Annotated in this window: 26 protein-coding genes, 1 tRNA gene and 1 riboswitch; of the genes, 20 read left to right on the top strand and 7 right to left on the bottom strand. The window is 62.8% G+C overall.

Annotation, left to right across the window (positions count from 1 at the left end):
- Positions 1-36: 36 nt before the first annotated feature.
- Positions 37-191: riboswitch (FMN riboswitch) on the top strand.
- Positions 192-308: 117 nt separating this feature from the next.
- The 5 genes from ACR0DA_RS11400 to cobO all read left to right on the top strand — a co-directional run bounded on the left by ACR0DA_RS11400 (position 309) and on the right by cobO (position 4,226).
- Positions 309-749 carry a 6,7-dimethyl-8-ribityllumazine synthase gene (locus ACR0DA_RS11400; RefSeq protein ID WP_480754065.1) on the top strand — a complete coding sequence of 147 codons (441 nt, stop codon included), beginning with the start codon at positions 309-311 and terminating at the stop codon, positions 747-749.
- 94 nt (positions 750-843) lie between these two features.
- Positions 844-1,944: a chorismate synthase gene (gene aroC / locus ACR0DA_RS11395; RefSeq protein WP_480754063.1), complete on the top strand. Its 1,101-nt coding sequence runs from the start codon at positions 844-846 to the stop codon at positions 1,942-1,944.
- A complete protein-coding gene (locus ACR0DA_RS11390) occupies positions 1,928-2,602 on the top strand; it encodes an HD domain-containing protein (RefSeq protein ID WP_149774169.1) in 675 nt (224 codons plus the stop codon). Before aroC ends, ACR0DA_RS11390 begins: the two co-directional genes overlap by 17 nt.
- A 32-nt stretch (positions 2,603-2,634) precedes the next feature.
- Positions 2,635-3,570 carry a DMT family transporter gene (locus ACR0DA_RS11385; RefSeq protein WP_149774168.1) on the top strand — a complete coding sequence of 312 codons (936 nt, stop codon included), beginning with the start codon at positions 2,635-2,637 and terminating at the stop codon, positions 3,568-3,570.
- A gap of 56 nt (positions 3,571-3,626) precedes the next feature.
- Complete coding sequence (cobO, locus tag ACR0DA_RS11380) at positions 3,627-4,226, top strand: cob(I)yrinic acid a,c-diamide adenosyltransferase (RefSeq protein WP_170510530.1); 600 nt, start codon at positions 3,627-3,629, stop codon at positions 4,224-4,226.
- A 4-nt stretch (positions 4,227-4,230) separates the two neighbouring features.
- Here the strand turns inward: cobO and ACR0DA_RS11375 are convergent, their stop codons facing one another.
- From ACR0DA_RS11375 to ACR0DA_RS11360, 4 genes are all read right to left on the bottom strand, one after another.
- A complete protein-coding gene (locus ACR0DA_RS11375; RefSeq protein WP_170342839.1) occupies positions 4,231-4,437 on the bottom strand; it encodes a hypothetical protein in 207 nt (68 codons plus the stop codon).
- A 186-nt stretch (positions 4,438-4,623) separates the two neighbouring features.
- On the bottom strand, positions 4,624-4,989 hold the full coding sequence (locus tag ACR0DA_RS11370; protein ID WP_480754061.1) for a hypothetical protein: 366 nt from the start codon (positions 4,987-4,989) through the stop codon (positions 4,624-4,626).
- Between the two features lie 109 nt (positions 4,990-5,098).
- Positions 5,099-6,049, bottom strand: coding sequence for an AraC family transcriptional regulator (locus tag ACR0DA_RS11365; RefSeq protein WP_170364029.1), 951 nt, complete (start codon positions 6,047-6,049; stop codon positions 5,099-5,101).
- Between the two features lie 108 nt (positions 6,050-6,157).
- Entirely contained in the window at positions 6,158-7,024 is an 867-nt protein-coding gene (locus ACR0DA_RS11360; protein ID WP_093964015.1) for a branched-chain amino acid aminotransferase, read from the bottom strand.
- Between the two features lie 158 nt (positions 7,025-7,182).
- Here ACR0DA_RS11360 and ACR0DA_RS11355 point away from each other — a divergent pair, with 158 nt between their 5' ends.
- The 8 genes from ACR0DA_RS11355 to ACR0DA_RS11320 all read left to right on the top strand — a co-directional run bounded on the left by ACR0DA_RS11355 (position 7,183) and on the right by ACR0DA_RS11320 (position 14,392).
- The gene (locus ACR0DA_RS11355; RefSeq protein WP_170342830.1) at positions 7,183-7,695 is read left to right on the top strand and encodes a MarR family winged helix-turn-helix transcriptional regulator; all 513 of its coding nucleotides are present in this window, start codon (positions 7,183-7,185) and stop codon (positions 7,693-7,695) included.
- Positions 7,692-8,393 (top strand): response regulator, encoded by a 702-nt coding sequence (locus ACR0DA_RS11350; RefSeq protein ID WP_093964013.1) that lies wholly within the window; start codon positions 7,692-7,694, stop codon positions 8,391-8,393. The genes ACR0DA_RS11355 and ACR0DA_RS11350 overlap by 4 nt, the downstream gene beginning before the upstream one ends.
- 71 nt (positions 8,394-8,464) lie before the next feature.
- On the top strand, positions 8,465-9,391 hold the full coding sequence (locus ACR0DA_RS11345) for a histone deacetylase family protein (protein WP_170370334.1): 927 nt from the start codon (positions 8,465-8,467) through the stop codon (positions 9,389-9,391).
- Entirely contained in the window at positions 9,388-9,630 is a 243-nt protein-coding gene (locus ACR0DA_RS11340; protein ID WP_170342825.1) for an exodeoxyribonuclease VII small subunit, read from the top strand. Before ACR0DA_RS11345 ends, ACR0DA_RS11340 begins: the two co-directional genes overlap by 4 nt.
- Entirely contained in the window at positions 9,630-10,496 is an 867-nt protein-coding gene (locus ACR0DA_RS11335; RefSeq protein WP_480754058.1) for a polyprenyl synthetase family protein, read from the top strand. Before ACR0DA_RS11340 ends, ACR0DA_RS11335 begins: the two co-directional genes overlap by 1 nt.
- Positions 10,497-10,511: 15 nt before the next feature.
- Positions 10,512-12,440 (top strand): 1-deoxy-D-xylulose-5-phosphate synthase, encoded by a 1,929-nt coding sequence (gene dxs, locus ACR0DA_RS11330; protein ID WP_480754056.1) that lies wholly within the window; start codon positions 10,512-10,514, stop codon positions 12,438-12,440.
- 196 nt (positions 12,441-12,636) lie between these two features.
- Positions 12,637-12,712, top strand: a tRNA-Thr gene (locus ACR0DA_RS11325).
- A 135-nt stretch (positions 12,713-12,847) separates the two neighbouring features.
- Complete coding sequence (locus ACR0DA_RS11320) at positions 12,848-14,392, top strand: cryptochrome/photolyase family protein (RefSeq protein WP_480754054.1); 1,545 nt, start codon at positions 12,848-12,850, stop codon at positions 14,390-14,392.
- Here ACR0DA_RS11320 and ACR0DA_RS11315 read toward each other — a convergent pair.
- Positions 14,389-14,541 carry a DUF2256 domain-containing protein gene (locus tag ACR0DA_RS11315; protein WP_217353607.1) on the bottom strand — a complete coding sequence of 51 codons (153 nt, stop codon included), beginning with the start codon at positions 14,539-14,541 and terminating at the stop codon, positions 14,389-14,391. The two genes, ACR0DA_RS11320 and ACR0DA_RS11315, sit on opposite strands and share 4 nt — an antisense overlap.
- A 6-nt stretch (positions 14,542-14,547) precedes the next feature.
- Complete coding sequence (locus ACR0DA_RS11310; protein ID WP_480754053.1) at positions 14,548-16,059, bottom strand: FAD-binding domain-containing protein; 1,512 nt, start codon at positions 16,057-16,059, stop codon at positions 14,548-14,550.
- Between the two features lie 289 nt (positions 16,060-16,348).
- Here ACR0DA_RS11310 and ACR0DA_RS11305 point away from each other — a divergent pair, with 289 nt between their 5' ends.
- The 6 genes from ACR0DA_RS11305 to urtE all read left to right on the top strand — a co-directional run bounded on the left by ACR0DA_RS11305 (position 16,349) and on the right by urtE (position 22,940).
- Positions 16,349-16,657 carry a hypothetical protein gene (locus ACR0DA_RS11305; RefSeq protein ID WP_170340832.1) on the top strand — a complete coding sequence of 103 codons (309 nt, stop codon included), beginning with the start codon at positions 16,349-16,351 and terminating at the stop codon, positions 16,655-16,657.
- Positions 16,658-16,944: 287 nt separating this feature from the next.
- Entirely contained in the window at positions 16,945-18,219 is a 1,275-nt protein-coding gene (urtA, locus tag ACR0DA_RS11300; protein ID WP_170342811.1) for an urea ABC transporter substrate-binding protein, read from the top strand.
- A 67-nt stretch (positions 18,220-18,286) separates the two neighbouring features.
- A complete protein-coding gene (gene urtB / locus ACR0DA_RS11295; RefSeq protein WP_170596708.1) occupies positions 18,287-20,242 on the top strand; it encodes an urea ABC transporter permease subunit UrtB in 1,956 nt (651 codons plus the stop codon).
- Between the two features lie 10 nt (positions 20,243-20,252).
- Entirely contained in the window at positions 20,253-21,506 is a 1,254-nt protein-coding gene (gene urtC / locus ACR0DA_RS11290) for an urea ABC transporter permease subunit UrtC (RefSeq protein WP_480754405.1), read from the top strand.
- Positions 21,503-22,243, top strand: coding sequence for an urea ABC transporter ATP-binding protein UrtD (gene urtD, locus ACR0DA_RS11285; protein WP_480696063.1), 741 nt, complete (start codon positions 21,503-21,505; stop codon positions 22,241-22,243). The genes urtC and urtD overlap by 4 nt, the downstream gene beginning before the upstream one ends.
- A complete protein-coding gene (urtE, locus tag ACR0DA_RS11280; RefSeq protein WP_170340825.1) occupies positions 22,233-22,940 on the top strand; it encodes an urea ABC transporter ATP-binding subunit UrtE in 708 nt (235 codons plus the stop codon). Before urtD ends, urtE begins: the two co-directional genes overlap by 11 nt.
- 2 nt (positions 22,941-22,942) lie before the next feature.
- On the opposite strand, the gene ACR0DA_RS11275 is transcribed toward urtE, so the two are convergent.
- Entirely contained in the window at positions 22,943-23,788 is an 846-nt protein-coding gene (locus ACR0DA_RS11275; RefSeq protein ID WP_480696061.1) for a LysR family transcriptional regulator, read from the bottom strand.
- An 86-nt stretch (positions 23,789-23,874) separates the two neighbouring features.
- Here ACR0DA_RS11275 and ACR0DA_RS11270 point away from each other — a divergent pair, with 86 nt between their 5' ends.
- A complete protein-coding gene (locus tag ACR0DA_RS11270) occupies positions 23,875-24,342 on the top strand; it encodes a c-type cytochrome (protein ID WP_480754050.1) in 468 nt (155 codons plus the stop codon).
- Positions 24,343-24,352: the final 10 nt, after the last annotated feature.

Raw genomic sequence — 24,352 nt, 5'->3', positions numbered from 1 at the left:
AGGTCTTGCAGATCGCGCGCACGCTTGGCAAGGTCGCGCCGTTCTCAGGGCGGGGCGGAATTCCCCACCGGCGGTATGCGGGCCCAGGCCCGCCAGCCCGCGAGCGGCTCTGTCATCCAACCGGCAGAGTGTCAGCAGATCTGGTGAGAGGCCAGAGCCGACGGTTAAAGTCCGGATGAAAGAGAACGAGCAGCGCGCCCCGCCAAGGGCGCGTCTGTCCGTGATCGCCTTGGGTGACGTGTCATGCCGCGCTGGCAGCGAAACCGTTCGCACCCGCCAGCAGGCCACCAAGCTGAAAGGAGATCACGATGACACACACCCGCTATGCTTTCGTCAAAGCCAACTGGCATGCCGATATCGTCGACCGCGCGCTGGACGGTTTTCTGGAGCTGATCCCCGCCGATCAGGTCGATGTGTTCGACGTGCCGGGCGCGTTTGAAATGCCCCTGCTGGCCCGCGACCTGGCCCGGACGGGCCGCTATGCCGCCGTGGCCTGCGCGGCCTTTGTCGTCGATGGCGGTATCTACCGGCACGATTTCGTGGCGCAGGCCGTGGTTGACGGGCTGATGCGCGCGGGGCTGGAAACCGGCGTGCCGGTCTTGTCGGTGTCGCTGACGCCGCACCAGTTCCAGGAAACCGACCATCACAACGCCATCTACCGCGCGCATTTCGTGGAAAAGGGGCGCGAGGCAGCTCGGGCGGCGCTGAAAATCGTCGAAACTCGCGCCGCACTGACCCGTGCGGCCTAGGCACACCGGGTTGGGGCAGCGATGCCCCAACCGCAAATCAGCTTGAGGCGGCAGGCTCTCGCCGTTAATCACGACCCTCAAAGGAGCACGCCCCATGTCGATGAACAGCTTTGGACACCTTTTCCGCGTCACCACCTGGGGTGAAAGCCACGGCCCCGCGCTGGGCGCCACGGTGGATGGCTGCCCGCCCGGCGTCCCGATCGACGAGGGTATGATCCAGCACTGGCTGGACAAGCGCAAACCGGGCCAGAACAAGTTCACCACCCAGCGGCGCGAGCCCGATCAGGTGGAGATCCTGTCAGGCGTGTTCGAGGGCCAGACAACCGGCACCCCGGTCCAGCTGATGATCGAGAACACCGATCAACGCTCGAAGGACTACGGGGACATCATGGACAAGTTCCGCCCCGGCCATGCCGACATTACCTATTGGCAGAAATACGGCATCCGCGACTATCGCGGCGGCGGGCGCAGCTCGGCCCGCGAAACGGCGGCGCGGGTGGCCGCGGGCGCGCTGGCGCGCGAGGCGATCAAGCAGATCGCGCCCAATGTCCAGATCACCGGCTACATGACCCAGATCGGCCCGCACCGGATCGACCGCACCAACTTTGACTGGGCGCAGATCGAACAGAACCCGTTCTGGACCCCGGATGCACAAGCCGCCGAGGACTGGGCGGCCTATCTCGATGACCTGCGCAAATCCGGCAACTCGGTCGGCGCGGTGGTCGAAGTGGTGGCGCGTGGCGTTCCCGCAGGCCTCGGCGCGCCGGTCTATGGCAAGCTCGACACCGATCTGGCGGCGGCGATGATGTCGATCAACGCGGTCAAGGGCGTCGAGATCGGCGAAGGCATGGCCGCCGCCGAACTGACCGGCGAGGCCAATGCCGACGAGATTTTCATGGGCCAGAACGGCCCGCAATACAGCTCGAACCATGCAGGCGGCATTCTGGGCGGTATCTCGACCGGGCAGGACATCGTGGTGCGTTTCGCGGTCAAGCCCACCTCGTCGATCCTGACCACGCGCAAGACCATCACCAAATCGGGCGAAGAGACCGAGATCATCACCAAGGGCCGCCACGACCCCTGCGTCGGCATCCGCGCCGTCCCAGTGGGCGAGGCGATGATGGCCTGCGTGATCCTGGACCACCTGCTGCTGCATCGCGGCCAGATCGGTAAAAACCGTGGACGGATTGGCTGAGCTGCGCGACCGCCTGCGCGCGGTCGTCGCACAGCGGATGATCACCGACCCGGCCCATGACCTGGCCCATCTGGACCGTGTCTGGGTCAATGCCCGCGCCATCGCCGACGCGCAGACCGACAGGACCGTGCTGCTGGCGGCCTGCTATCTGCACGATCTGGTCAACCTGCCCAAGAACGACCCCGACCGGCACCTGGCCTCGCGCCGGTCGGCCGAGGAGTCCGAGCCTGTTCTGCGAGAACTGGGCCTGAGCGATGCCCAGATCGCCGCCACCCGCCACGCGATCGAAGCGCACAGTTTTTCCGCCAACATCCCGCCCGAGACGCCCGAGGCGCGCATCCTGCGCGATGCCGACCGGTTGGATGCGCTGGGCGCCATCGGGATCGCGCGGAATTTCTCGGTGTCCGGCGCTTTGGGGCGGACGCTCTATGATCCGGCCGATCCGTTCGCTTCGCACCGGCCGCTGGACGATCTGCACTATTCGATCGACCACTGGAAGGTGAAGCTGTTGGCCCTGCCCGACGACATGCTGACACAAGCCGGACGGCAGATCGCGCAGCAACGGGTCCGGCGCATGATCCGGTTTCTGACCGAATTCGCCGAAGAGATCGGCAGCCCTCTGCCCGACAGCTGGACACGCCCAAATCCGACCCGTTGATCTTTGCCGCGCAAAGGCGCAGGGTCGCGCCGATGGCCCAATCCCTGACCTCTCATCGCCCCGTGCTGGCCGTGACGCTGAAACTCAGCGCGCTGTTCCTGTTCACTGCAATGTCGGCGCTGGTCAAGGCGCTGTCGGCGGATTTCCCGCCAGGCCAGATGGTGTTTTTCCGTTCGCTTTTCGCGGTGCCGGTGATCGTGGCCTGGCTGATCTCGCGCGGGGAACTGGCGCAGGGCTTTGTCGTCAGGAAACCCATGGGCCATTTCTGGCGCGGGGTGCTGGGCACCACCGCCATGGGCCTGACCTTCACCGGGCTCAGCCTGCTGCCGCTGCCCGAGGTTACGGCCATCGGCTATGCCACGCCGATCTTCACCCTGATCCTGGCGGCGCTGCTGCTGGGCGAGCGCATCCGCCTGATCCGCATCGGCGCGGTGGCGATCGGGCTTTTGGGCGTGCTGATAATGATCTGGCCGCGGCTGGGCTCGGCCGATCTGGGCACCGGCGCCACGATCGGCGCGCTGTGCGTGCTGGGCGCGACCGTGGCCCGTGGCTTCGTGCAGATCCACATCCGGCAACTGGTGCAAGTCGATCACCCCGCCGCGATCGTCTTTTATTTCTCGATGACCGCCACGCTGCTGTCGGCGCTGACCGTGTTCTGGGGCTGGACCATGCCGACCCTGAACCAGCTGCTGATCCTGATTACGATGGGGCTGATCGGCGGCGTCGCGCAGATTCTGGTGACCTCGTCCTACCGGTTCGGGCAGGCCTCGATGCTGGCGCCCTATGACTATACGTCGATGCTGTTTGCCATCTTCATCGGCTATGTCTGGTTCGACGAACTGCCGACCCTGGCGATCCTGCTGGGGGCGGCGCTGGTGATTGCCGGCAATGCGGTGGTGATCTGGCGCGAACACCAGCTGGGTCTGGAACGCGGCAAGGCGCGGTCGCTGACCGATCACAAACCCTGACTTTACCTTTTGCGCCCATCGCCTAGGTTGGCGCAAACAATCAACGAGGTTTTGCCATGAGCGACGCACAGGACCACAAACAGAAGATGCAACAGGTGCAGGCCCAGCACCGCAAGAAAGTGTCCGAGGCCGTGGATCCCGGCCGCGGTCTGGTGCTGATCAACACCGGCAAGGGCAAGGGCAAATCCTCGGCCGCGTTCGGCGTGGTGATCCGCGCACTGGGCTGGGGCCAGAAAGTAGCCGTGGTGCAGTTCATCAAGGGCAAATGGAAGACTGGCGAGCGGCGGTTCTTCGAAGAGCGCGATCTGGTCACCTGGCAAACGATGGGCGAAGGCTTCACCTGGGACACCCAGGACCGCGACCGCGACATCGCCGCCGCCACCGCCGCCTTCGACAAGGCGCGCGACCTGATGGCCAGCGGCGACTATGACCTTGTGGTGCTGGACGAGATCAACATCGCCCTGCGCTATGAATACCTTTCGGTGGACGCGGTGATCGAAGGGCTGAAAGCCCGCTCGGACCGGACCAGCGTGTTCCTGACCGGGCGCGACGCGCCACAGGCGCTGCGCGATTATGCCGATCTGGTCACCGAAATGACCGAGGAAAAGCACCCGTTTCAGGCCGGCATCAAGGCCCAGCGCGGCGTCGATTTCTGATCGGTCAACGCGGGACGGCACCACTTGCCGGTGCCGCCGGCGTGCTCTGGGGGACAGTGGCGATCCGGGCGTCCGCGACACCGGCCGCCCGGTCACAGCATCCGTCCTGGCATTTGCAGTCCAGGTAGGCCACCAGGTCGCCATCGGCGCAGCACCCGCTGCCAAGGGGCAGGTCTGAACTGGACAGAAGTTCAAGTATCGGGTCGCGCATCGCGTGGCCTTTCCGAAATCGTTTCCGAGACGGTGGCGCGCCCTCGCGGGTGTACGGCTTGGCGTGCAGGCCGTCTCGGAATCAAAGGCTTGATACCGGGGTATCTGGCGTTGGGCCAAAACTGACAATTTCTGTCGGACTTTTCAAGACCAAAATTCGCCCCGGCCAGATGGCCGGAGCAAGGGATCAGGCGGTGGCTGTCTGGTCAGGCGCGCTGAGCGAGATTACGGCCACCACGGCGGCGCCATTCAGCCAGTAGTAGACCGCATCCAGACCGGTGAAGCCGAACAGGCTGGGCGCGAACAGGAAGGTGAGCCCCACCAGCAGATCGACGGCCAGGTGAAACCTGTAGGGCAGCACGCGCCAGACGCCCAGGTGATGATCCGTCAGCACCGTCAGCACGAAAGCCGCCACGCCGGTGGCCACCGACAGCCACAGCGCAATCGGGTTCGACGCGCCCAGTCCCAGAAGAAATGGCAACCCCATCAGGGCCAGGGCAACCGGGTAGTCCAAATTGGCATGAATGGTGCGGGTAACGAAACGCAGAGACATGATGTTTCCTTTCCTTGATTGAGGACGGATCAAGGATATGTTCGCCAGCCCGAACGTAGCAGCCCAGATCGTTTGGAATACCTTGCAGATCGTCCGCCAGTTTGCCGGATCAGTGCATCGCCCTGTAAGCGGCTGGAGACAGGCCGATCTGCTTCTTGAACACCCGCGAAAACGCCGCCTCGGAGGCATAGCCGACCTGAGCCGCCGCGTCGGCCACGTTCCAGCGGCTTTCGATCAGTCCGTGGCAGGCAATCTGCATACGCCAGTCGGTCAGGTATTGCATGGGCGTGGCGCCCATCTTCTGGGTGAACAGCTGTGCGAAGGTCGTGCGCGACATGCCGGCTTCACGCGCCAGCGATGCCACGCTCCACTCGCGGGCCGGGTCGCGGTGAAAGGCGCCCAGCGCGCGTGATATACGTGGATCGGCGAAGCCCGACAGGGCCGCATCGGTGGGGCTTTGATGTTCCAGATAGGCGCGGATCGCCTGGGCGAACAGAACCTCAGACAGTTTCAGCGCGATCAGGTCCCCGCCGATCCGGGCACCCGCAACCTCGGATTCGATCATCCGCAGCGTCGCCTCGATCCAGGCCCCAGCGGATTCGCCGTAATTCTCGATCAGGATATAGGGCGGCAGACGGTCGATCAGCATATGCCCTGTGCCGCGCCGCCCGGCCGGACCGGCAAACGAGAAATGCCCGCAGATCAGTTGGGTGTCACGGTCCTGCTCGGCTCCGCCATAGACCAGCACACCGTCACCTTTGTAGCCGGCCCGGTCCAGAACCTGCTCCAGCGGCAGAGCATCCACGGGCCGGACCTCGTTGCACAGCAGCGCATGTGCGGCCCCGTGCGGGATCAGGATCAGATCCCCCTGCCGCAACCGCAGGGTCTCGCCGGTGGTGGACACATGCACCTTCAGCTCTCCGCGCTGGACGAAGTGAAACCGGGCGACGTTTTCGAATGCAGGCACCTGCACGCCGAAGGGCGGCGTGAACGAGGTCCGGAAATACAGGGTGCCCCGCAAAGACAGGCGCGTCAGGATATCGCTGAGCAGGTCCAACATGCGCCAAGGATACGGATTCGCACCCGATCGTCCAGCGCAGCGGACGATCTGCAACAAACCCCGGACGGGCGGCAAGGCCGGTCGGCCACCGCCCGAGCGGATGTCGGATCAGCTGCGAACCAGCTGTTCGTAATCGTTGGCGATCTCACGGGTCAGGTCGCCGACCTCGAAGGTATACTCACCGATCTGGCCCACCGGCGTGACCTCGGCCGCGGTGCCGGTCAGCCAGCACTGTTCGAATTCGGCCATCTCCTCGGGCAGGATGTGGCGTTCGTGTACGGTGATGCCTTTGTCTTTCAGCATCTGGATCACCGTCTGGCGGGTAATCCCGTTCAGGAAGCAGTCGGCCAGCGGTGTATGCACTTCGCCATCCTTCACGAAGAATACGTTGGCACCGGTCGCCTCGGCCACATAGCCGCGGTAATCCATAAACAAGGCATCCGAACAGCCTTTGGCCTCGGCCTTGTGCTTGGAGATGGTGCAGATCATGTACAGCCCCGCCGCCTTGGCATGGACCGGGATGGTTTCCGGGCTGGGCCGCTTCCATTCAGCGATGTCCAGCTTGGCGCCCTGCATCTTGGCGTCGCCGTAATAGGCGCCCCAGGGCCAGACCGCGATGGCCATGCGCACCGGGTTGCGCGCCGAGGCCACGCCCATGTCCTCGCCCGAACCGCGCCAGACCAGCGCGCGCACATATGCGTCCTTGAGGCCGCTTTTCTCGAGCGTTTCGGCCTTGGCCGCCTCGATCTGATCGACCGTGTAGGGCATCGGCATGTCCAGCGCCTCGGCCGACTTGATCAACCGCTCGGAATGTTCGCGGCTTTTGAAAATCTTGCCGTTATAGGCACGCTCGCCCTCGAAGACCGAGCTGGCATAGTGCATCGCATGGGTCAGGACATGCACCTTGGCGTCGCGCCAGGGCACAAATTCGCCATCCATCCAGATGACACCGTCACGATCGTCATATCCCGCCATCCGAAACCTCCTGACTCGGGCCACATTTCCGATTGTTGCGCTACTTAGGTCCGACCCGGACACAAAATTGCGCAAAAACTGCGATTCGATACCTGTCCGCCCTTGGAATGTCAATAACGCTGACTTAAAGTCGGGGCGTGTAACGAATGAGGCCCGATATGTCCGAGATCCGCCCCGCCCCGGTCTTTGGCGGAGAAAGCCTGTTGTTTCTGACGGATGAACAGCTTCGCCAGGGGATCGAGGCGATGTTCTTCGCCTATCGCGGCTTTACCGCCGACCCCGACCGCATCTTAAGCGAAATGGCCTATGGCCGGGCGCATCACCGGGCGATCCATTTCATCAACCGTGCGCCGGGCACCACGGTGAACAACCTGCTGGCGATTCTGGGGGTGACCAAGCAGTCGCTGAACCGGGTGCTGCGCACGCTGATCGACGACGGCCTCGTCGAGAGCCGGGTCGGCACCGTCGACAAGCGCGAACGCCACCTGTACCTGACCGAAAAGGGCAAAGCGCTCGAGTCGCAGCTGTCGGACGCCCAGCGCGCCCGGATGCGCGCGGCCTACAAGGATGCCGGCCCCGAGGCGGTTGCCGGATTCCGCAAAGTTCTTGAAGCGATGATGGATGCTGATATGCGTCGGGCTTACACGAAACTGCGGGATTCAACTTCATGAGCGATGTGGACGCCCACCTTCTGATCGTCGATGACGATGAACGCATCCGCGATCTGCTTAAGAAATTCTTGATGCGCAGCGGATTTCTGGTGACGGCGGCGCGTGATGCCGCCCATGCGCGGCGGGTCCTGTCGGGGCTGGATTTCGACCTGATCGTGATGGATGTGATGATGCCGGGCGAGGATGGCGTCAGCCTGACCCGGGCCCTGCGCGAGACGCATGACACGCCGATCCTGCTGCTGACCGCACGCGGCGAGACCGAGCACCGGATCGCCGGGTTGGAAGCCGGGGCCGATGATTACCTGGCCAAGCCGTTCGAGCCCAAGGAACTGCTGCTGCGGATCAACGCCATCCTGCGGCGGATGCCGGAAACCACGGCGCAGGACACCGCCGCCAAGATCCTGCATCTGGGGCCGATCCGCTATGACATCGAACGCGGCGAGATGTGGCAGGGCGAAGAGCCGGTGCGGCTGACCGCCACCGAAAGCCAGTTGATGAAGATCTTCTCGGCTCAGCCGGGCGAGCCGATCAGCCGGTCGAAGCTGGTCGAGGATCTGGGGCGCGACAAGGGGCAGGCGCAGGAACGTGCGGTGGACGTGCAGATCACGCGCCTGCGCCGCAAGATCGAACAGGACCCGAAGCAGCCGCGCTATCTGCAAACGGTTCGGGGCGCAGGATATATGCTGGCGCCGGATTGATTTTGCCGCCGCGCGGCGTTTTCTTGCCTTCGGCGAGGATATTTTTGGCCAGATGAAGTTGGGGGAGTTTCATGAAGACCGCTGTTTTGACGCATGCCGACTGCCTGGGTCATGTCACCCCCGAGGGGCACCCCGAGCGGGTGGCCCGGCTGGAACATATCCTGCATGCGCTGGAGCCGCTGGACCTGCAGCGGGTGACCGCGCCGCTGGCGGCGGATGATGATCTGCTACGGATTCATCCCGAGAGTTACATCCGCGAAATCCGTGACAGCCGCCCGACCGAAGGGTTCCGCCAGATCGACGGGGATACGTTCATGTCGCCCGGCTCGGTCGATGCGGCCTATCGGGCGGCGGGGGCCGTGGTGCGGGCGGTGGACATGGTGCTGGGCGGTGAGGCGCCGAATGCGTTCTGCGCCATTCGGCCGCCGGGCCATCATGCCGAACGGGAAACCGCCATGGGGTTCTGCCTGTTCGGCAATGCCGCTCTGGCGGCGAAACATGCGCTGGATCATCACGGGCTGGATCGGGTCGCGGTGGTGGATTTCGACGTGCATCACGGCAATGGCACGCAGGATCTGCTGTGGGACGAGGCCCGTGCGCTGGTGATCACCAGCCAGCAGATGCCACTGTGGCCGGGTTCGGGACGGCCGGATGAAACCGGGGCGCATGACACCATCGTAAACATCCCGCTGACCCCCGGCACCGGCGGAGCCGAGATGCGCGCGGCCTACGAGGCGCAGGCCTTTCCCCGGCTGCGCGCGTTCCAGCCCGAGCTGATCATCATCTCGGCCGGATTCGACGCACATCAGGACGATCCGCTGGCCAATCTGAATTGGTCCACCGACGACTTCGCCTGGATCACCGAACAGCTGTGCCGGATCGCCGATGAGCTGTGTGGGGGCCGTATCGTCTCGACTCTGGAAGGCGGGTATGATCTGAACGCATTGGCCAAGGCCACACGCGCCCATGTTGAAGAACTAATGAAGGCAGCCCGATGACCGAGACCCCCGTTGAAGAGATGACATTCGAACAGGCGATGAAAGAGCTGGAGGCCGTGGTCGGCCAGCTGGAGCGCGGCGACGTAGCGCTGGACCAGTCGATCGCCCTGTACGAGCGCGGCGCCAAGCTGAAGAAACGCTGCGAGGACGAGCTGAAGCGCGCCGAGGAGAAAGTGGCCGCCATCACGCTGGATGCCGATGGGCAGCCCACCGGGACGACCCCTGTCGAAGGTCTGTAATGTTTTCCGCAAGGCTGGTGCAGGATGCTGCGCTGATCCAGGCGCAGTTCGATCTGGTTCTGGGCGCGCTGGACGATGTCGATGTGACCCGCGCGATGGCCTATGCCACGCAGGGCGGCAAGCGGCTGCGCGGATTTCTGGTGCTGGAAAGCGCCCGGCTGCACGGGATGGACGAGACCTGCGCGATCTGGCCAGCGACCGGGATCGAGGCGCTGCACGCCTACAGCCTGGTACACGACGACCTGCCCTGCATGGACGATGACGATCTGCGGCGCGGTCGTCCGACCGTGCACAAGCAATGGAACGACGGCATCGCGGTTCTGGCTGGCGACGCTTTGCAGGCGCTGGCGTTCGAGCTTTGCGCCCGGCCCGAGGTCGGATCTTCAGACGTTCGGGCGGAACTGGCGCTGAGCCTCGCCCGGGCCAGCGGCGCGCAAGGCATGGTTCTGGGTCAGGCGTTGGACATCGCCGCCGAAACTGCCAAACAGCCTTTGACCCTGCCGGAAATCACGCATCTTCAGGCCGGCAAGACCGGGGCGCTGATCGAATGGTCGGCGTGCGCCGGTGCTGTTCTGTCGGAGGCTGATCCGACCCCATTGCGCCAATATGCCCGTGCGCTGGGTCTTGCCTTTCAGATCGCCGACGACATCCTTGATGTGGAAGGTGACAGCGAAAAGGCGGGCAAACGGTTGCAGAAGGATGCACAGGCGGGAAAGGCGACATTCGTGTCCCTGCTGGGCCTCGACGCCGCCAAGGCCCGCGCGATCGAGCTGATTGATCAGGCCTGCGCCGCGTTGGATAGGTACGGAGCACGGGCCGAAACCTTGAAGGACGCCGCCCGCTTCGTTATTGCGCGTGAAAGCTGAACCGTAAGGGATGCCATGTCAGACCGTCCGAACACCCCGCTTCTGGACCTTGTGAACCGCCCGGCGGATCTCAAGCAGTTTTCGGACGCGCAGCTGCATCAGCTGGCACACGAGTTGCGGGCCGAGACGATTTCGGCCGTCTCGGTGACCGGCGGGCATCTGGGCGCGGGGCTGGGCGTGGTCGAGCTGACCGTGGCCCTGCACGCGGTGTTCGACACGCCGCGCGACAAGATCATCTGGGATGTCGGGCACCAGTGCTATCCGCACAAGATCCTGACCGAGCGGCGCGACCGCATCCGCACCCTGCGCCAGAAAGGCGGCCTCAGCGGGTTCACCAAGCGCAGCGAAAGCCCCTATGACCCGTTCGGCGCGGCGCACAGTTCGACCTCGATCAGCGCGGCGCTGGGCTTTGCCGTGGCGCGCGACCTGGGCGGGGTCACGCCCGAGGGGCTGGGCGACGCGATCGCGGTGATCGGCGACGGGTCGATGTCGGCCGGCATGGCTTTCGAGGCGATGAACAACGCCGGCCACCTGAAGAAACGCCTGATCGTGATCCTGAACGACAACGAGATGAGCATCGCCCCGCCCGTGGGCGCTCTGTCGAACTACCTGTCGCGCATCTATGCCGAAGAGCCGTTCCACGATCTGAAAGCCGCCGCCAAGGGTGCGGTGTCGTTGCTGCCCGAACCGTTCCGCGAAGGCGCCAAGCGCGCCAAGGAGATGCTCAAGGGCATGGCGGTGGGCGGCACGCTGTTCGAAGAGCTGGGATTCTCCTATGTCGGCCCGATCGACGGGCATGACCTGGACCAATTGCTGCCGGTGCTGCGCACGGTCAAAGCGCGGGCGACCGGGCCGATCCTGATCCACGCGCTGACCAAAAAGGGCAAGGGCTATGCCCCGGCCGAACAGGCCCGCGACAAGGGCCATGCCACCGCCAAATTCGACGTGGTTACCGGCAAGCAGCAGAAGGCGCCGTCGAACGCGCCATCCTACACCTCGGTCTTCGGCAAGACCCTGGTGGACGAGGCCAGCCGCGACGACAAGATCGTGGCGGTGACCGCGGCGATGCCCGACGGCACCGGGCTGAACCTGTTCGCCGAACGCTACCCGTCGCGCTGTTTCGACGTGGCGATTGCCGAGCAGCACGGGGTCACTTTCTCGGCCGCGCTGGCGGCGGGTGGGATGAAGCCGTTCTGCGCGATGTATTCCACGTTTTTGCAGCGCGGCTATGACCAGGTGGTGCACGACGTGGCGATCCAGCGCCTGCCGGTGCGCTTTGCCATCGACCGCGCGGGGCTGGTGGGTGCTGATGGCGCGACCCATGCCGGGTCGTTCGACATCGCCTACCTGTCCAACCTGCCGGGCATGGTTGTGATGGCCGCCGCCGACGAGGCCGAACTGGTGCACATGGTCGCCACCGCGGCCGCCCATGACGACGGCCCCATCGCGTTCCGCTATCCGCGGGGCGAAGGCGTGGGCGTCGATCTGCCCGAACGCGGGCAGGTTCTGGAAATCGGCAAGGGCCGCCTGATCCAGTCGGGGGCGCGGGTGGCGCTCCTGTCCTTTGGCACGCGCCTGGCCGAGGTGCAGAAGGCCGCCGAATCGCTGACCGCACGCGGCATCACCCCGACCATCGCCGACGCCAGGTTCGCCAAGCCGCTGGACCGCGACCTGATCCTGGACCTGGCCGCCAACCACGAAGCGCTGATCACCATCGAGGAAGGCGCCATCGGCGGGTTCGGCAGCCACGTGGCACAACTGCTGGCGGATGAGGGCGTTTTCGATCGCGGCCTGAAATACCGCTCGATGGTGCTGCCGGACATTTTCATCGACCAGGCCAGCCCCGCCGACATGTACGCGGTCGCGGGTATGAACGCCGAACAGATCGAAGCCAAGGTGCTTGCCGTTCTGGGCATCGCATCAATCGGAGAAAAGCGCGCCTGAATCCGACCGGATCGTCGGTTGCCCTCAGCCAGAGCGGCATTCGGGTCGAACGACGGGTGAACAAGGCCAGTCGCCCACCAGCAAAACCTCACATCGGGGTCAATAACCGGTCTTGCCTACGCCCGTTGGACGGTTTAAACGATCCTTCGCACCGCATACCGCGCCCCCACCGGCACGGGTGCGCGTCGAAAAATGGGCCGCTGTAGCTCAGCTGGTAGAGCACGTCATTCGTAATGATGGGGTCGGGGGTTCGAGTCCCTTCAGCGGCACCAAAGCTTCTCGGAACAAACTTCGGTGGTTTGCCGCCATTTTTCCCGTCTGCCGCCTCAGTTCCTCAATTTATCTGCCGTGCACCCTTTCCGGAAATTTGGGTTGCTCATGCGCGTGGCGGCCCTAACTCGACGGAAATGACGCAGTCAAACGAACGCTCCCACAGCCGACTGATCTTGGTGCTGGGCGACCAACTGAGCCTAAATTTGAGTGCCTTGAGCCAGGCGGAGAAGGCGCGCGACACGGTTTTGATGGCCGAAGTCGCGGACGAGGCGGGATATGTTCCGCATCACAAAAAGAAGATCGCTTTTGTCTTTTCGGCGATGCGCCATTTCGCACAAGAACTCGGTGCGGCGGGGTGGCAGGTTCGCTATGTCAGGCGGGATGACCCTGACAATACCGGCTCCATCACAGGCGAGATCGCGCGGGCCACCGCGGATCTGTCTATTGAGAGCGTTCGGGTGACCGAGCCCGGCGAGTACCGGCTGAAAACCGCCTTGCTGGAATGGGCGGACCAAAGCCAAACCGATCTACATATGCTGGAAGATGACCGGTTTGTCGCCACGCATGAGGAGTTCCGCAAATGGGCGGACGGACGCAAGCAGTTGCGGATGGAGTATTTCTATCGCGAGATGCGGCGCAAAACGGGGCTGTTGATGAACGGCGACCAACCCGAAGGCGGGCGCTGGAACTTTGATGCGGAAAACCGCAAGCCCGCCACTGCCGATCTGTTCATGCCCCGACCGCCCCGATCCGACCCGGATGACATCACCACCGAGGTTCTGAGCCTTGTCGAAACCCAGTTTGGCGACAACTTCGGACAGCTGCGCCCGTTCTGGTTCGCGGTGACCCGCGCCGGCGCGCTCGAGGCGCTGGACCATTTCGTGGGACACGCTCTGCCTCTGTTCGGGGACCATCAGGACGCAATGCTACAGGCAGAACCGTTCCTCTATCACTCGGTCCTGTCGCATTACCTGAACGCGGGTCTGCTGGGGCCGATGGAGATCTGCCGGCAGGTCGAGCGTGCCTACTATGAAGGCCGCGCGCCTTTGAATGCGGTCGAGGGCTTTATCCGTCAGATCATCGGCTGGCGAGAATATGTTCGGGGCCTCTATTGGCTGAACATGCCCGGGTACACGGAACGCAACCACTTCGGGGCAACCCGCCCGCTGCCGGATTTTTACTGGACGGCCAAAACGGAAATGGCCTGCATGGCGGCCGCTATCGGGCAGACGCGCGACCACGCCTATGCCCACCATATCCAGCGTCTGATGGTGACTGGCAACTTCGCAATGCTGGCCGGGGTCGATCCGCACGAAGTACACGAGTGGTATCTGGCGGTTTACGCCGATGCGTATGAATGGGTCGAGGCCCCCAACGTGATCGGAATGAGCCAATTCGCCGATGGCGGATTGCTTGGGTCAAAACCCTACGCAGCAAGCGGAAACTACATCAACAAGATGTCGGATCACTGTTCGCATTGCCGCTATGACGTGAAACGCAAGTTCGGTGCGAATGCCTGCCCATTCAATCCACTGTATTGGGATTTCCTCGCACGCAACGCCGACAAGCTGCGTGGCAATCCCAGATTGGGCCATGCCTACCGAACCTGGGACCGGATGGACCCCGAAAAACAGGCCCAATACCGCGACAGCGCGCGCGAGATACTCGAGAGCCTCTAGCGTTGGCCGGTCGAAGATGATCGGGCTCGGCGGCAACGCTGCGAGCAGTGGCGGACCTCGTCCCAGACCTTGGCCCATTTTCGCCGCCAGGTGAAAGGACGCCCGCATGTGGCGCAGGTTTTCGTCGGAAGATCCGACTTTTTCCGCATCCGCATCTAGTCCCCCAGATCCAATGACAATTGCGCCGGGTTGCAGGTGGTCGCACGGCTGTTTCCTTTCCGCAAGCGCCCTTTGCGGCTGCCATGCCGGGCCAAGACCTTCGCAGCCTCGTCCCGGAATCCGTCCCCGCGCCGCACCGCCCAAATCCGATCCCGGGCGAACCGGGCCGCCGCGACGTGATCGACGATGGGCATCGGGTAGCGTTTGCCCAGCACGGCACCTGCGTTCTCGGCCTTCCACGGCTCTTGCAGATGGCGATCCGGGATATCCGCCAATTCCGGCAACCAACGGCGGGTAAAAGTCCCGGTCGGGTCCTGATCATGGCCCTGCTTCACCGGGTTGTAGATCCGCAGCGCGTTGATACCCGTGGTGCCGGCCTGCATCTGCACCTGGCTCCAGTGGATGCCCGGTTCGTAATCGGTGAACAGGCGGGCGAGAACCTCACCGGGCGCGCGCCAGTCAAGCCACAGGTGATAGCTGGCCGTCGCCATCACCATCGCGCGCATTCGAAAGTTGAGCCACCCCGTTGCCCGCAAGTACCGCATGCATGCGTCAACAAATGGCAGGCCGGTCTCACCGCTGGCCCAGGCCTCCAGCCGATGCGAATCCGGGGCCGAGGGGCGGATCCCGTCATAGGCGCGATGCACGTTCTGGAACTCGATCCGGGGGTCATCCTCCAGTTTCTGGATAAAATGGCAGTGCCAATGCAGCCGGCCTTCGAACGAGGACATCGCCCCCCGCCACTGTTTGTCAGGGGTGTGGCTCAGCGCTTTTTGCCGCGCCCATGTGGCCTGCATCACCTCGCGCATCGACAGCGTTCCCCATGCCAGATGCGGGGACAGGCGCGAACACGCGTGTTCCCCCAGCTTAGGTGAGGACATCGCGCTGCGATAGGTCCGGCCGCGCGTGCTCAGGAATGTGGTCAACCGGTCCGACGCCGCCGTGTGGCCGCCCGATTGGCGCCGTGGACATGGGTCCGGGCGCAATCCCAGTTCCCTGTTGGACGGGATCCCACCCGGGTCCATCGGGATGGGCCGCAATATGGGTGCGGGCGTGATCGGTTCGCTCATGAAGCGATCCCACTCTTTGGCCCAGCCATCGCGCGACGCCAGACGGCGGCGAACCCCGTGATTGCGCGGCTGGTGCCAGGGAATGCCCCGGGTTCGGCACCAGGACGCCACGCGTTTGTCCCGCTGAAAGGTCCAGTCGTTTCCCGTTTCTTCATGCGACCACAGGGCCGTGAGGTCGAACCTGTGCGCAAAATCGTCCAGGACCGACAGCATCTCGCCTGTCCGTACAATCAGGGGCTGGCCCAATTCCGCAAGCTGACTGCGCAGCTCGACCAGGGTTTCGCGGATGAACGCCCATTGGCGAGCGGACATGTCGGGTTGACGCCAAAGATCGGGTTCAACCACGTAAAGCGGCACCAGCGCCCCCCGCTGTGCCGCATGAGCCAGGGCACGATTGTCCTGCACCCTGAGATCCCGCTTGAACCAAACGATCTGCAAAACCGTTCTCCGAACCAAATCTGGGCAATAGCTAGTCTGGTCCGGCCAGCCCTCAACCGGGTTCAATGCGCCCCGGTAGGACCAGGACGCAAATAGCGCGCGGAACCGGTTCCGTCATGACCCGTTGCGACCGAAGCCTGTCGGGAAATGGGCAGGCCAGTTTACAAAGCGCTGCCTTGACGGGCGCTTTTTCGGTTGCAATGATCAATACATGGGCGCTTTGAAAACTATTTTCGTTTCAGCACTATGCACTTTCTCATCCATCGGATTGCTTCATGCTGAAACCGACATGGTCAAATCGTTTGCCGGCTGCGCCGGGCGTTTTTCGGCCGAGATGGAGCATGCCTGGCTTCTGAACGACCCCAAGGCGCAGGACTATGAGTTGCTTCGCGGCGGTTTCGTGTCCTTGCTTGAGGCGACCGTGACGGCAGAGGAGGCCGAACTGGTCCTGAGCCACCGGGTGAACTCAAAACACGCTCATGCGCGATTGCTCCATACGGCGACCTTTGGCTCGGACATCACGGCGGCCAGCGCCGCGCGGCAAACGGCCAGCGACCTTCTGGATCAGTGCAGCCTGCTGATACTGGGCGGCGTCTGAGACCACCCTTCGCTGCAGTGCCGCATTTTTGGGCGAACCATGCGGCACCGCCGCAAATTTGGGCAACACGCTGAATCAATCCAAAAACTCGCACCACCGGACTCTGAGCCTCGGCAAAAGCTGACCTAGCAATGTGGTGCGCCGAAAGACGGCTTGGAAAATGTGCGAAGGTGCCCGGCCTAGGAACCTGATGACGCCCTCGCACACCGCAATTAAGCGTGGGGGGTATATGGGATGTTTCGGCGTTCCGGACAAGCCTGCTGCGCATCGCACAAAAGGAAACGCTGATGCACTCCAAACTACTCAACACTACTGCTGCTGTATTGTTCGCAACCGCCCTGCCCGCACTGGCCGATTGCCCGATCAAAGTGGGCGTTCTGCACTCATTGTCCGGTACGATGGCCATCTCCGAGACCACGCTGAAAGACACGATGGAGATGCTGGTCGAACAGCAGAACGAAGCTGGTGGCCTGCTGGGCTGCGAGCTGGAAGCCGTAGTTGTCGACCCCGCCTCGGACTGGCCGCTGTTTGCCGAGAAAGCGCGCGAACTGCTCACCGTTCATGAAGTTGACGTGATCTTTGGCAACTGGACATCGGTCTCCCGCAAATCCGTGTTGCCGGTCATCGAAGAGCTCAACGGTTTGCTGTTCTATCCGGTTCAGTACGAAGGCGAAGAAAGCTCGAAGAACGTCTTCTACACCGGTGCCGCACCGAACCAGCAGGCGATCCCGGCAACGGACTACTTCCTTGAGGAACTGGGGGTCGAGAAATTCGCCCTGTTGGGCACCGACTACGTGTATCCGCGCACGACGAACAACATCCTCGAAAGCTATCTGCAGCAGAAAGGCATCGCCGAAGAGGACATCTTCGTGAACTACACGCCCTTTGGCCATTCCGACTGGTCCAAGATCGTGGCGGATGTCGTTGCGCTGGGCGCGGACGGCAAGAAAGTCGGCGTCATCTCGACCATCAACGGCGACGCGAATGTGGGCTTCTACAAGGAACTGGCCGCCGCAGGTATCTCGGCCGATGACATTCCGGTTGTTGCCTTCTCGGTCGGCGAGGAAGAATTGGCCGGCCTGGACACAACCAACCTTGTCGGGCATCTGGCGGCGTGGAACTACTTCCAGTCGGCAGAGAGCGAAGCGAACGAGGCCTGGGTTGCCGCCTGGAAAGCCCGCATGGGCGAAGATCGGGTGACCAACGATCCGATGGAAGCGCATTACATCGGCTTCAACATGTGGGTGAACGCCGCAACTGAGGCGGGCTCGACGGATGTCGATGCCGTGCGCGCAGCCATGTACGGCCAGGAATTCCCGAACCTGACGGGCGGCACGGCCGTCATGCTGCCGAACCACCACCTCGCCAAGCCGGTTCTGATCGGCGAAATCCAGGAAGACGGTCAGTTCGACATCATCAGCCAGACCGAAGAGGTTCCGGGCGATGCCTGGACGGACTACCTGCCCGAATCCGCGGTTCTGATCTCGGATTGGAAAGAGCTGGGTTGCGGTATGTACAACACCGAAACGAAAAGCTGCGTACAGATCAAATCGAACTACTAAGATCTGAACCGGAATACCTCGGGGCGCATCACATGTGCCCCGGGGCCCAATGCCGAGGTCTCCCCAAATGACGCTTTCGATTTGCCGGGCTTTGCTTGCCCTGCTGCTGTTCGTGGCCCCTGGTCTTTTGCAAGCCCAATCCTCCGACGCGCCGGTCCAGAAGCTTTTGCAGGCCCATGCGGAGGTCATTCAAAAATCCTCTCGCAAGACGATCGGCCCTGCGATTGACGCCCTGGCGCAGAGTGGATTGCCCGAGGCACAAACCGTCCTGGAGCGGTGGCAGGCCAAGGACATGTGGTTCAACCGGGATACGGGCCTTTTCGTTTTTGCGTCCAAAGCCGATGGCGGTTTGCGGGTTTTTGACATCTCGGATGGGGCCGAGATCGGTGTCGTCGACAAGAAGAACTACAAACAACTCAAGCCGAACTCGGGCATTCGCGGGTTGATCGCTTCGGCGCTGGTGCAGTTTCAATTGAACGACCCCGACCCGCTGAACCGAAGCGCAGCGCTGACGGCGATCGAGCGGGACGCGGAACCCTCGCACCTATCCGCCCTGCGCGGCGCCATTGCCGGAGAGCAGGACGCGGATCTGCGGGCCCGCAAGGACCGGCTCGAGCGTCTGTTGACGATCCGGTTTGATGATGACGCGGTCGCAAGGCTGGCTGCAATCGACAGCTTCGCCGGCGATCTGGGCGTTGACGTGCGCGCAACGCTCAATCCCCTTGTTGCATCTGAAATCAAGGTGTCCGACACGGCTCCGGATGGCGCTGTGACCATCGAGGCCGGGTCGGACGAACTGACACAGAAACAGGCCTATGACCTGTTGGTTGAGAACGGGTTGGCACCGGCCCTGGTGGACGACGGCACCATCAAAGAGACCCTGATTTCGAATATCGACGGTGACAGGGTCGCAGGCGTACAGGTGGCAAGTCTGGACGAAGATGCGGCACGACAAGCGGCATACCAGCTGCTGGCCGATCAGGGGCTCGCCGCTCCGCTAGTGACGCAGGACGACATCGCAGAGGCTGTGCAACAGTACAAGTTCTACCGAGTCTACACCTCGGCACCGTTGCCCGTGGCGCTGGCGGCGCAGGCCGTGCTGGACAATATCGAGACGCAAGTCGCTCTCAACCAGACGGCGGATCTGGTTCTGGATGCGCTGTCTCTCGCCTCGATCTATTTCCTTGCCGCCATCGGCCTTGCCATCACTTTCGGCGTCATGGGCGTCATCAACATGGCGCATGGTGAGTTCATCATGATGGGCGCCTATACCGGATATGTGGTTCAACTGTTCATTCCGGACCTAACGCTGTCGATCATCGTCGCCATTCCCTGCGCATTCCTGGTGACCTTCGGCGCCGGTGTTCTGCTGGAACGTCTGGTCATTCGCTGGCTGTATCACCGTCCGCTGGAGACGCTGCTTGCGACCTTCGGGGTTTCCATCGCGCTGCAGCAACTGGCCAAGAATATCTTTGGAACCCAGGCCCGCCCCCTGACCGCTCCGGCGTGGCTGGACGGTTCGATGGTGCTGAACGATATCGTCTCCATCAGTTATATCCGCATCGCGATCTTTGTTCTGGCGCTGCTGTTCCTCGCGCTTTTCCTCATTGTCATGAACCGGACCCGACTGGGGCTTGAGGTACGCGCCGTGACGCAGAACCCGCGCATGGCGTCCTCGATGGGTATCAATCCCGACCGGATCAACATGCTGACCTTCGGCTTTGGCTCGGGCATCGCGGGCATTGCCGGCGTGGCGATCGGACTTTACGCCAAGGTCACGTCCGAGATGGGTTCGGACTATATCGTGCAAAGCTTCATGACAGTGGTCGTGGGCGGTGTGGGCAACATCTGGGGGACGCTGCTGGGGGCGACGATGGTCGGCACGCTGCAGAAGGGGATCGAATGGTTCAACCCGTCAAATACCCTGGCGGCACAGACCTACATGATCCTGTTCATCATCCTGTTCATTCAATTCCGGCCGCGCGGCATCATCGCGCTCAAGGGTCGGGCGGCGGAAGCGTGATATGGTTGACATGACATCCACAGCCAGCCCGATGCGAAAGCCATTTGTGCTGCGCTATCCCTCGGTCGCGATCTTCTTGATCATTCTGGCCCTGTTCACGGCGACCATAACAGTGCTGGGCGAAGGGTTCGGGATCGGCCTGATATCCACCAGCTTCGTCAAGACATTGGGCAAGACCCTCTGCCTGTGCCTTGCGGCCCTGGCGATGGACCTGGTGTGGGGCTACACGGGCATCCTGTCCCTGGGGCATATGGCCTTCTTCGGTATCGGCGGATACGCCATCGGCATGTGGCTGATGTATGCGCGGACCGAGATCATCGTGATCGAAAGCCTCGCGTCCTCGGCCCTGCCACCAACGGCCCAGGAAGTCTCCGACGGCATCGCCACCCAGATCTTCGGAGTCGTCGGCGCATCCGAGTTCCCACCGATCTGGGCTGTTGCGCATTCGCTGCCCTTGCAACTGGCTGCGGTCGTACTGGTGCCCGGCTTGCTGGCCCTTTTGTTCGGGTGGCTGGCCTTCCGCAGTCGCGTGACCGGGGTCTACCTGTCGATCCTGACACAGGCGATGACGCTGGCGCTGTCTCTGTACCTGTTTCAGAACGACAGCGGGCTGCGCGGGAACAACGGCCTGTCGGGTCTGCAGAATCTGCCGGGTCTGGATTCGGTGCCGCAATCAACGGTTTCGATCCTGTTCTTCTGGGCGTCGGCCCTGGCGCTGGGGCTGGGCTATCTGGTCTGCGCCTGGATGGTGTCCGGCAAGTTCGGATCGGTCATTCGCGCCATCCGGGACGACGAAAGCCGGGTTCGGTTCCTTGGGTATTCGGTCGAAGCCTACAAGCTGTTCATCTTCACCTTCACCGCCGTGATCTGCGGCATCGCGGGTGCCCTGTATTACCCCCAAGCCGGCATCATCAATCCAGCCGAGATCGCGCCCATTGCATCAATCTACCTGGCCGTCTGGGTGGCGATCGGCGGACGGGGGCGTCTGTACGGAGCGGTGATCGGCGCGGCATTCGTTTCTCTGCTGTCCACATGGTTCACGGGTGGTCAGGCCCCCGACATCTCGCTGGGGTTCTACACGATTCAATGGGTCGACTGGTGGACCATCCTGCTTGGGCTGTCATTTGTCGCGGTCACATTGTTTGCGCCTCGGGGCATCGGCGGCCTGATCGACAGGTTTGCCGAGCGGCGCGCCCCGGATCGCCACGGCGCCGATCTGGGGCCGGACCTTGGGTCGCTGCGCGAAAAGGAGGCCGACGAATGAGCACGTTGCTTGAAGTCTCCGGCGTGTCCGTAACCTTCGACGGATTCAAAGCCATCAACAACCTGACATTCCAGATTGGCCCAGCCGAAATGCGCGCGGTCATCGGCCCGAACGGGGCGGGCAAGACGACGTTCATGGACATCATTACCGGCAAGACCAAACCGGATGACGGCCATGTCCTGTGGGGTGACAAATCCGTGTCGCTCCTGTCGATGAGCGAAAGCCAGATTGCCCAGGCCGGCATCGGCCGAAAGTTCCAGCGCCCCACCGTCTTCGAGGACCAGAGCGTTCGCGAGAACCTGATGCTGGCCCTCAGGAACAAACGCGGCCCGCTGGCGGTCCTGCGGTTTCGGGCCGGACAGTCGGATCATCAGAAGGTCGCTGACCTGGCCGAGGAAATCGGACTGCAGAATGCCTTGAACCGCAAGGCGGGTGAGTTGAGCCACGGCCAGAAGCAGTGGCTTGAGATCGGCATGCTGCTGGCGCAGGATCCGCAGTTGCTGCTGGTCGATGAGCCGGCCGCCGGAATGACCCCCGCCGAGCGCGAGCACACGACTGACATTCTTGTCGCGGCCGCAAAATCCCGCGCCGTGGTGGTGGTTGAACATGACATGGAGTTCGTCCGCCGCCTGAACTGCAAGGTCACGGTGCTTCACGAGGGGTCGGTTCTGGCCGAAGGGTCGCTGGACCACGTCACCAATAATGACAAAGTGATTGAGGTGTATCTTGGCCGCTGAGCTTCTGGAAATCTCGGACCTGTCCCTGCACTACGGCGGCAGCCAGATCCTGAGCGGGATCGACATCACCGCGCGTCAGGGTCAGGTCACCTGCGTGATGGGCACCAACGGCGTCGGCAAGACCAGCCTGTTGAAAGCCATCTCCGGAACGCACCCCCGCAGCGGCGGTGAATACCGGCTTGGCGGCGAGCAGATCGGCAAGGCCACATCCTATGAGCTGGCTCGAAAAGGTGTGGCCTATGTTCCGCAAGGACGAGAAATCTTTCCGTTTCTGACGGTCCGCGAGAACCTGGAAACCGGTTTTGCCTGCCTGCCCCGCAGCGAACACAGGATACCTGACTACATCTTCGAACTGTTCCCGATTCTCAAAGAGTTCCTGTCGCGGCGCGGTGGTGATCTGTCAGGCGGTCAGCAGCAGCAGCTCGCAATTGCGCGGGCCTTGATCACGAAACCCAGGCTGCTTTTGCTGGATGAACCAACCGAGGGCATCCAGCCCAACATCATCAAGCAGATCGGCGAAGTCATCCGCCTGCTGCGCGATCAAGGTGAGATGGCGATTGTCCTGGTCGAGCAGTATTTTGATTTCGCGTATTCCCTGGGCGACAGTTTTCTGGTGCTGGAACGCGGGTCGCCATTCCTCAAAGGGTCAAAATCCGAACTTGGCCAGCAGCAGCTCAGGGCGGCCGTTTCGGTTTGACCTTACCGGCCCAGTGCTTCGGGCAGGTATTCCACCAAGGCCCGCTGCACGACGGCAAACCGCGGCGTCCGCGCAATCTCTTCAAGCGTGGCTACCCACAGAGGAACCTCGATTTCCGGATCCATGTCCGGCGCCCGCCGCAACCGCGGGTCCGCATCACCGATGAACGTCGGCAGAAACGCCTTGCCGACGCCTGTCGCAGCCATCTGCTGGAGCACAAGGAAACTGTCCGCGCCGATGGTGGTGTCTTCATCCCGCACATGTTCGGCCATCCATCTGGCCGGGACCGAACCGCTCAGCGCCCCATCCAAACGCATCCATTTTCGGTAGGAGGACCCATCGTCGTAGACCCCGAAGGCCAACGCGCCAGCGCGCTCGCCCACCAAGTCTTCGCCCAGGCGGATTGATGGACGCACGGCAATGTCCGCGGTCAGCCGCGACAGGTCATGGTGATTGTTCCCGCTCAGCAGACTCAGCTCCAGACCCGGATAAAGGGCAGAAATGCGGTTCAGTATCCCGGGCAGTACAAGCTGGCAAAGGCTGTCGGTCGAGGCAATCCGCACCCGCCCGGTCGGCGAACGGTCCGCGCCCACGATTGCCCGTTCGACCGAAAGCACCGCGTCCTCGACATTTTCCATGGCCGAAAGAATGGCCCGGGCCTCGGGCAGCGCGCTGTAGCCCGACGGGTTCTTTTGGAAGATCACGCACCCATGGCGTCGTTCAAACGCGGCCACCCTGCGCAGCACCGTTGCATGGGTCACGCCCAGCGCTGTGGCCGCTGCGTTCAACGAGCCGTGCCGGCTGACGGCGAGGGCGTATCGGATGTCATCCCAGTTTTGATTGTTCATAAGTTAACAAGAAACGCAGAGAAATAAACAATTACAAGAAATTTCGATCAAGCTACCATTCGGCACATTCATGTGGGAGAGATACCATGATCAAGAAATTCTCAATCCTTGCGGCGAGTTTGATTTCTGTGGCCGTTATTGGCACGGCCGTAGCCCAGGAAAGCGAAAACCCGGCCGTCAAGGCGCGGAAGGCCGTCATGCAGCTGTATGCGTTCAATCTGGGCACGCTTGGCGGCATGGCCAAAGGCGAAGTGGAATACAACACCGAGGCCGCAACGCGCGCGGCCAACAACCTGGTTGCCGTGACGCAGATCGATCAGTCGGCCATGTGGCCAGCCGGGTCCGACAATGTCTCCGACCCATCTTCTCGTGCGCTTCCGGCGATCTGGGAGAACTTCCCGGATGTCAGCGCCAAGGGCAAGGCAATGGCTGAAGCCGCGGTTGCGATGCAGGCCGCCGCCGGGCAAGATGTCGAAGCGCTGAAAGCAGCGATGGGACCATTGGGTGGAGCCTGTTCGGCATGTCACAAGGCTTACAGAGCCCCAAAGAACTGACAAGGCCCTG

It is taken from the genome of Ruegeria sp. CI8 (assembly GCF_056536865.1).
Note: the sequence above shows the minus strand (reverse complement) of the source record. Positions and strands in the feature narration are given on the sequence as shown.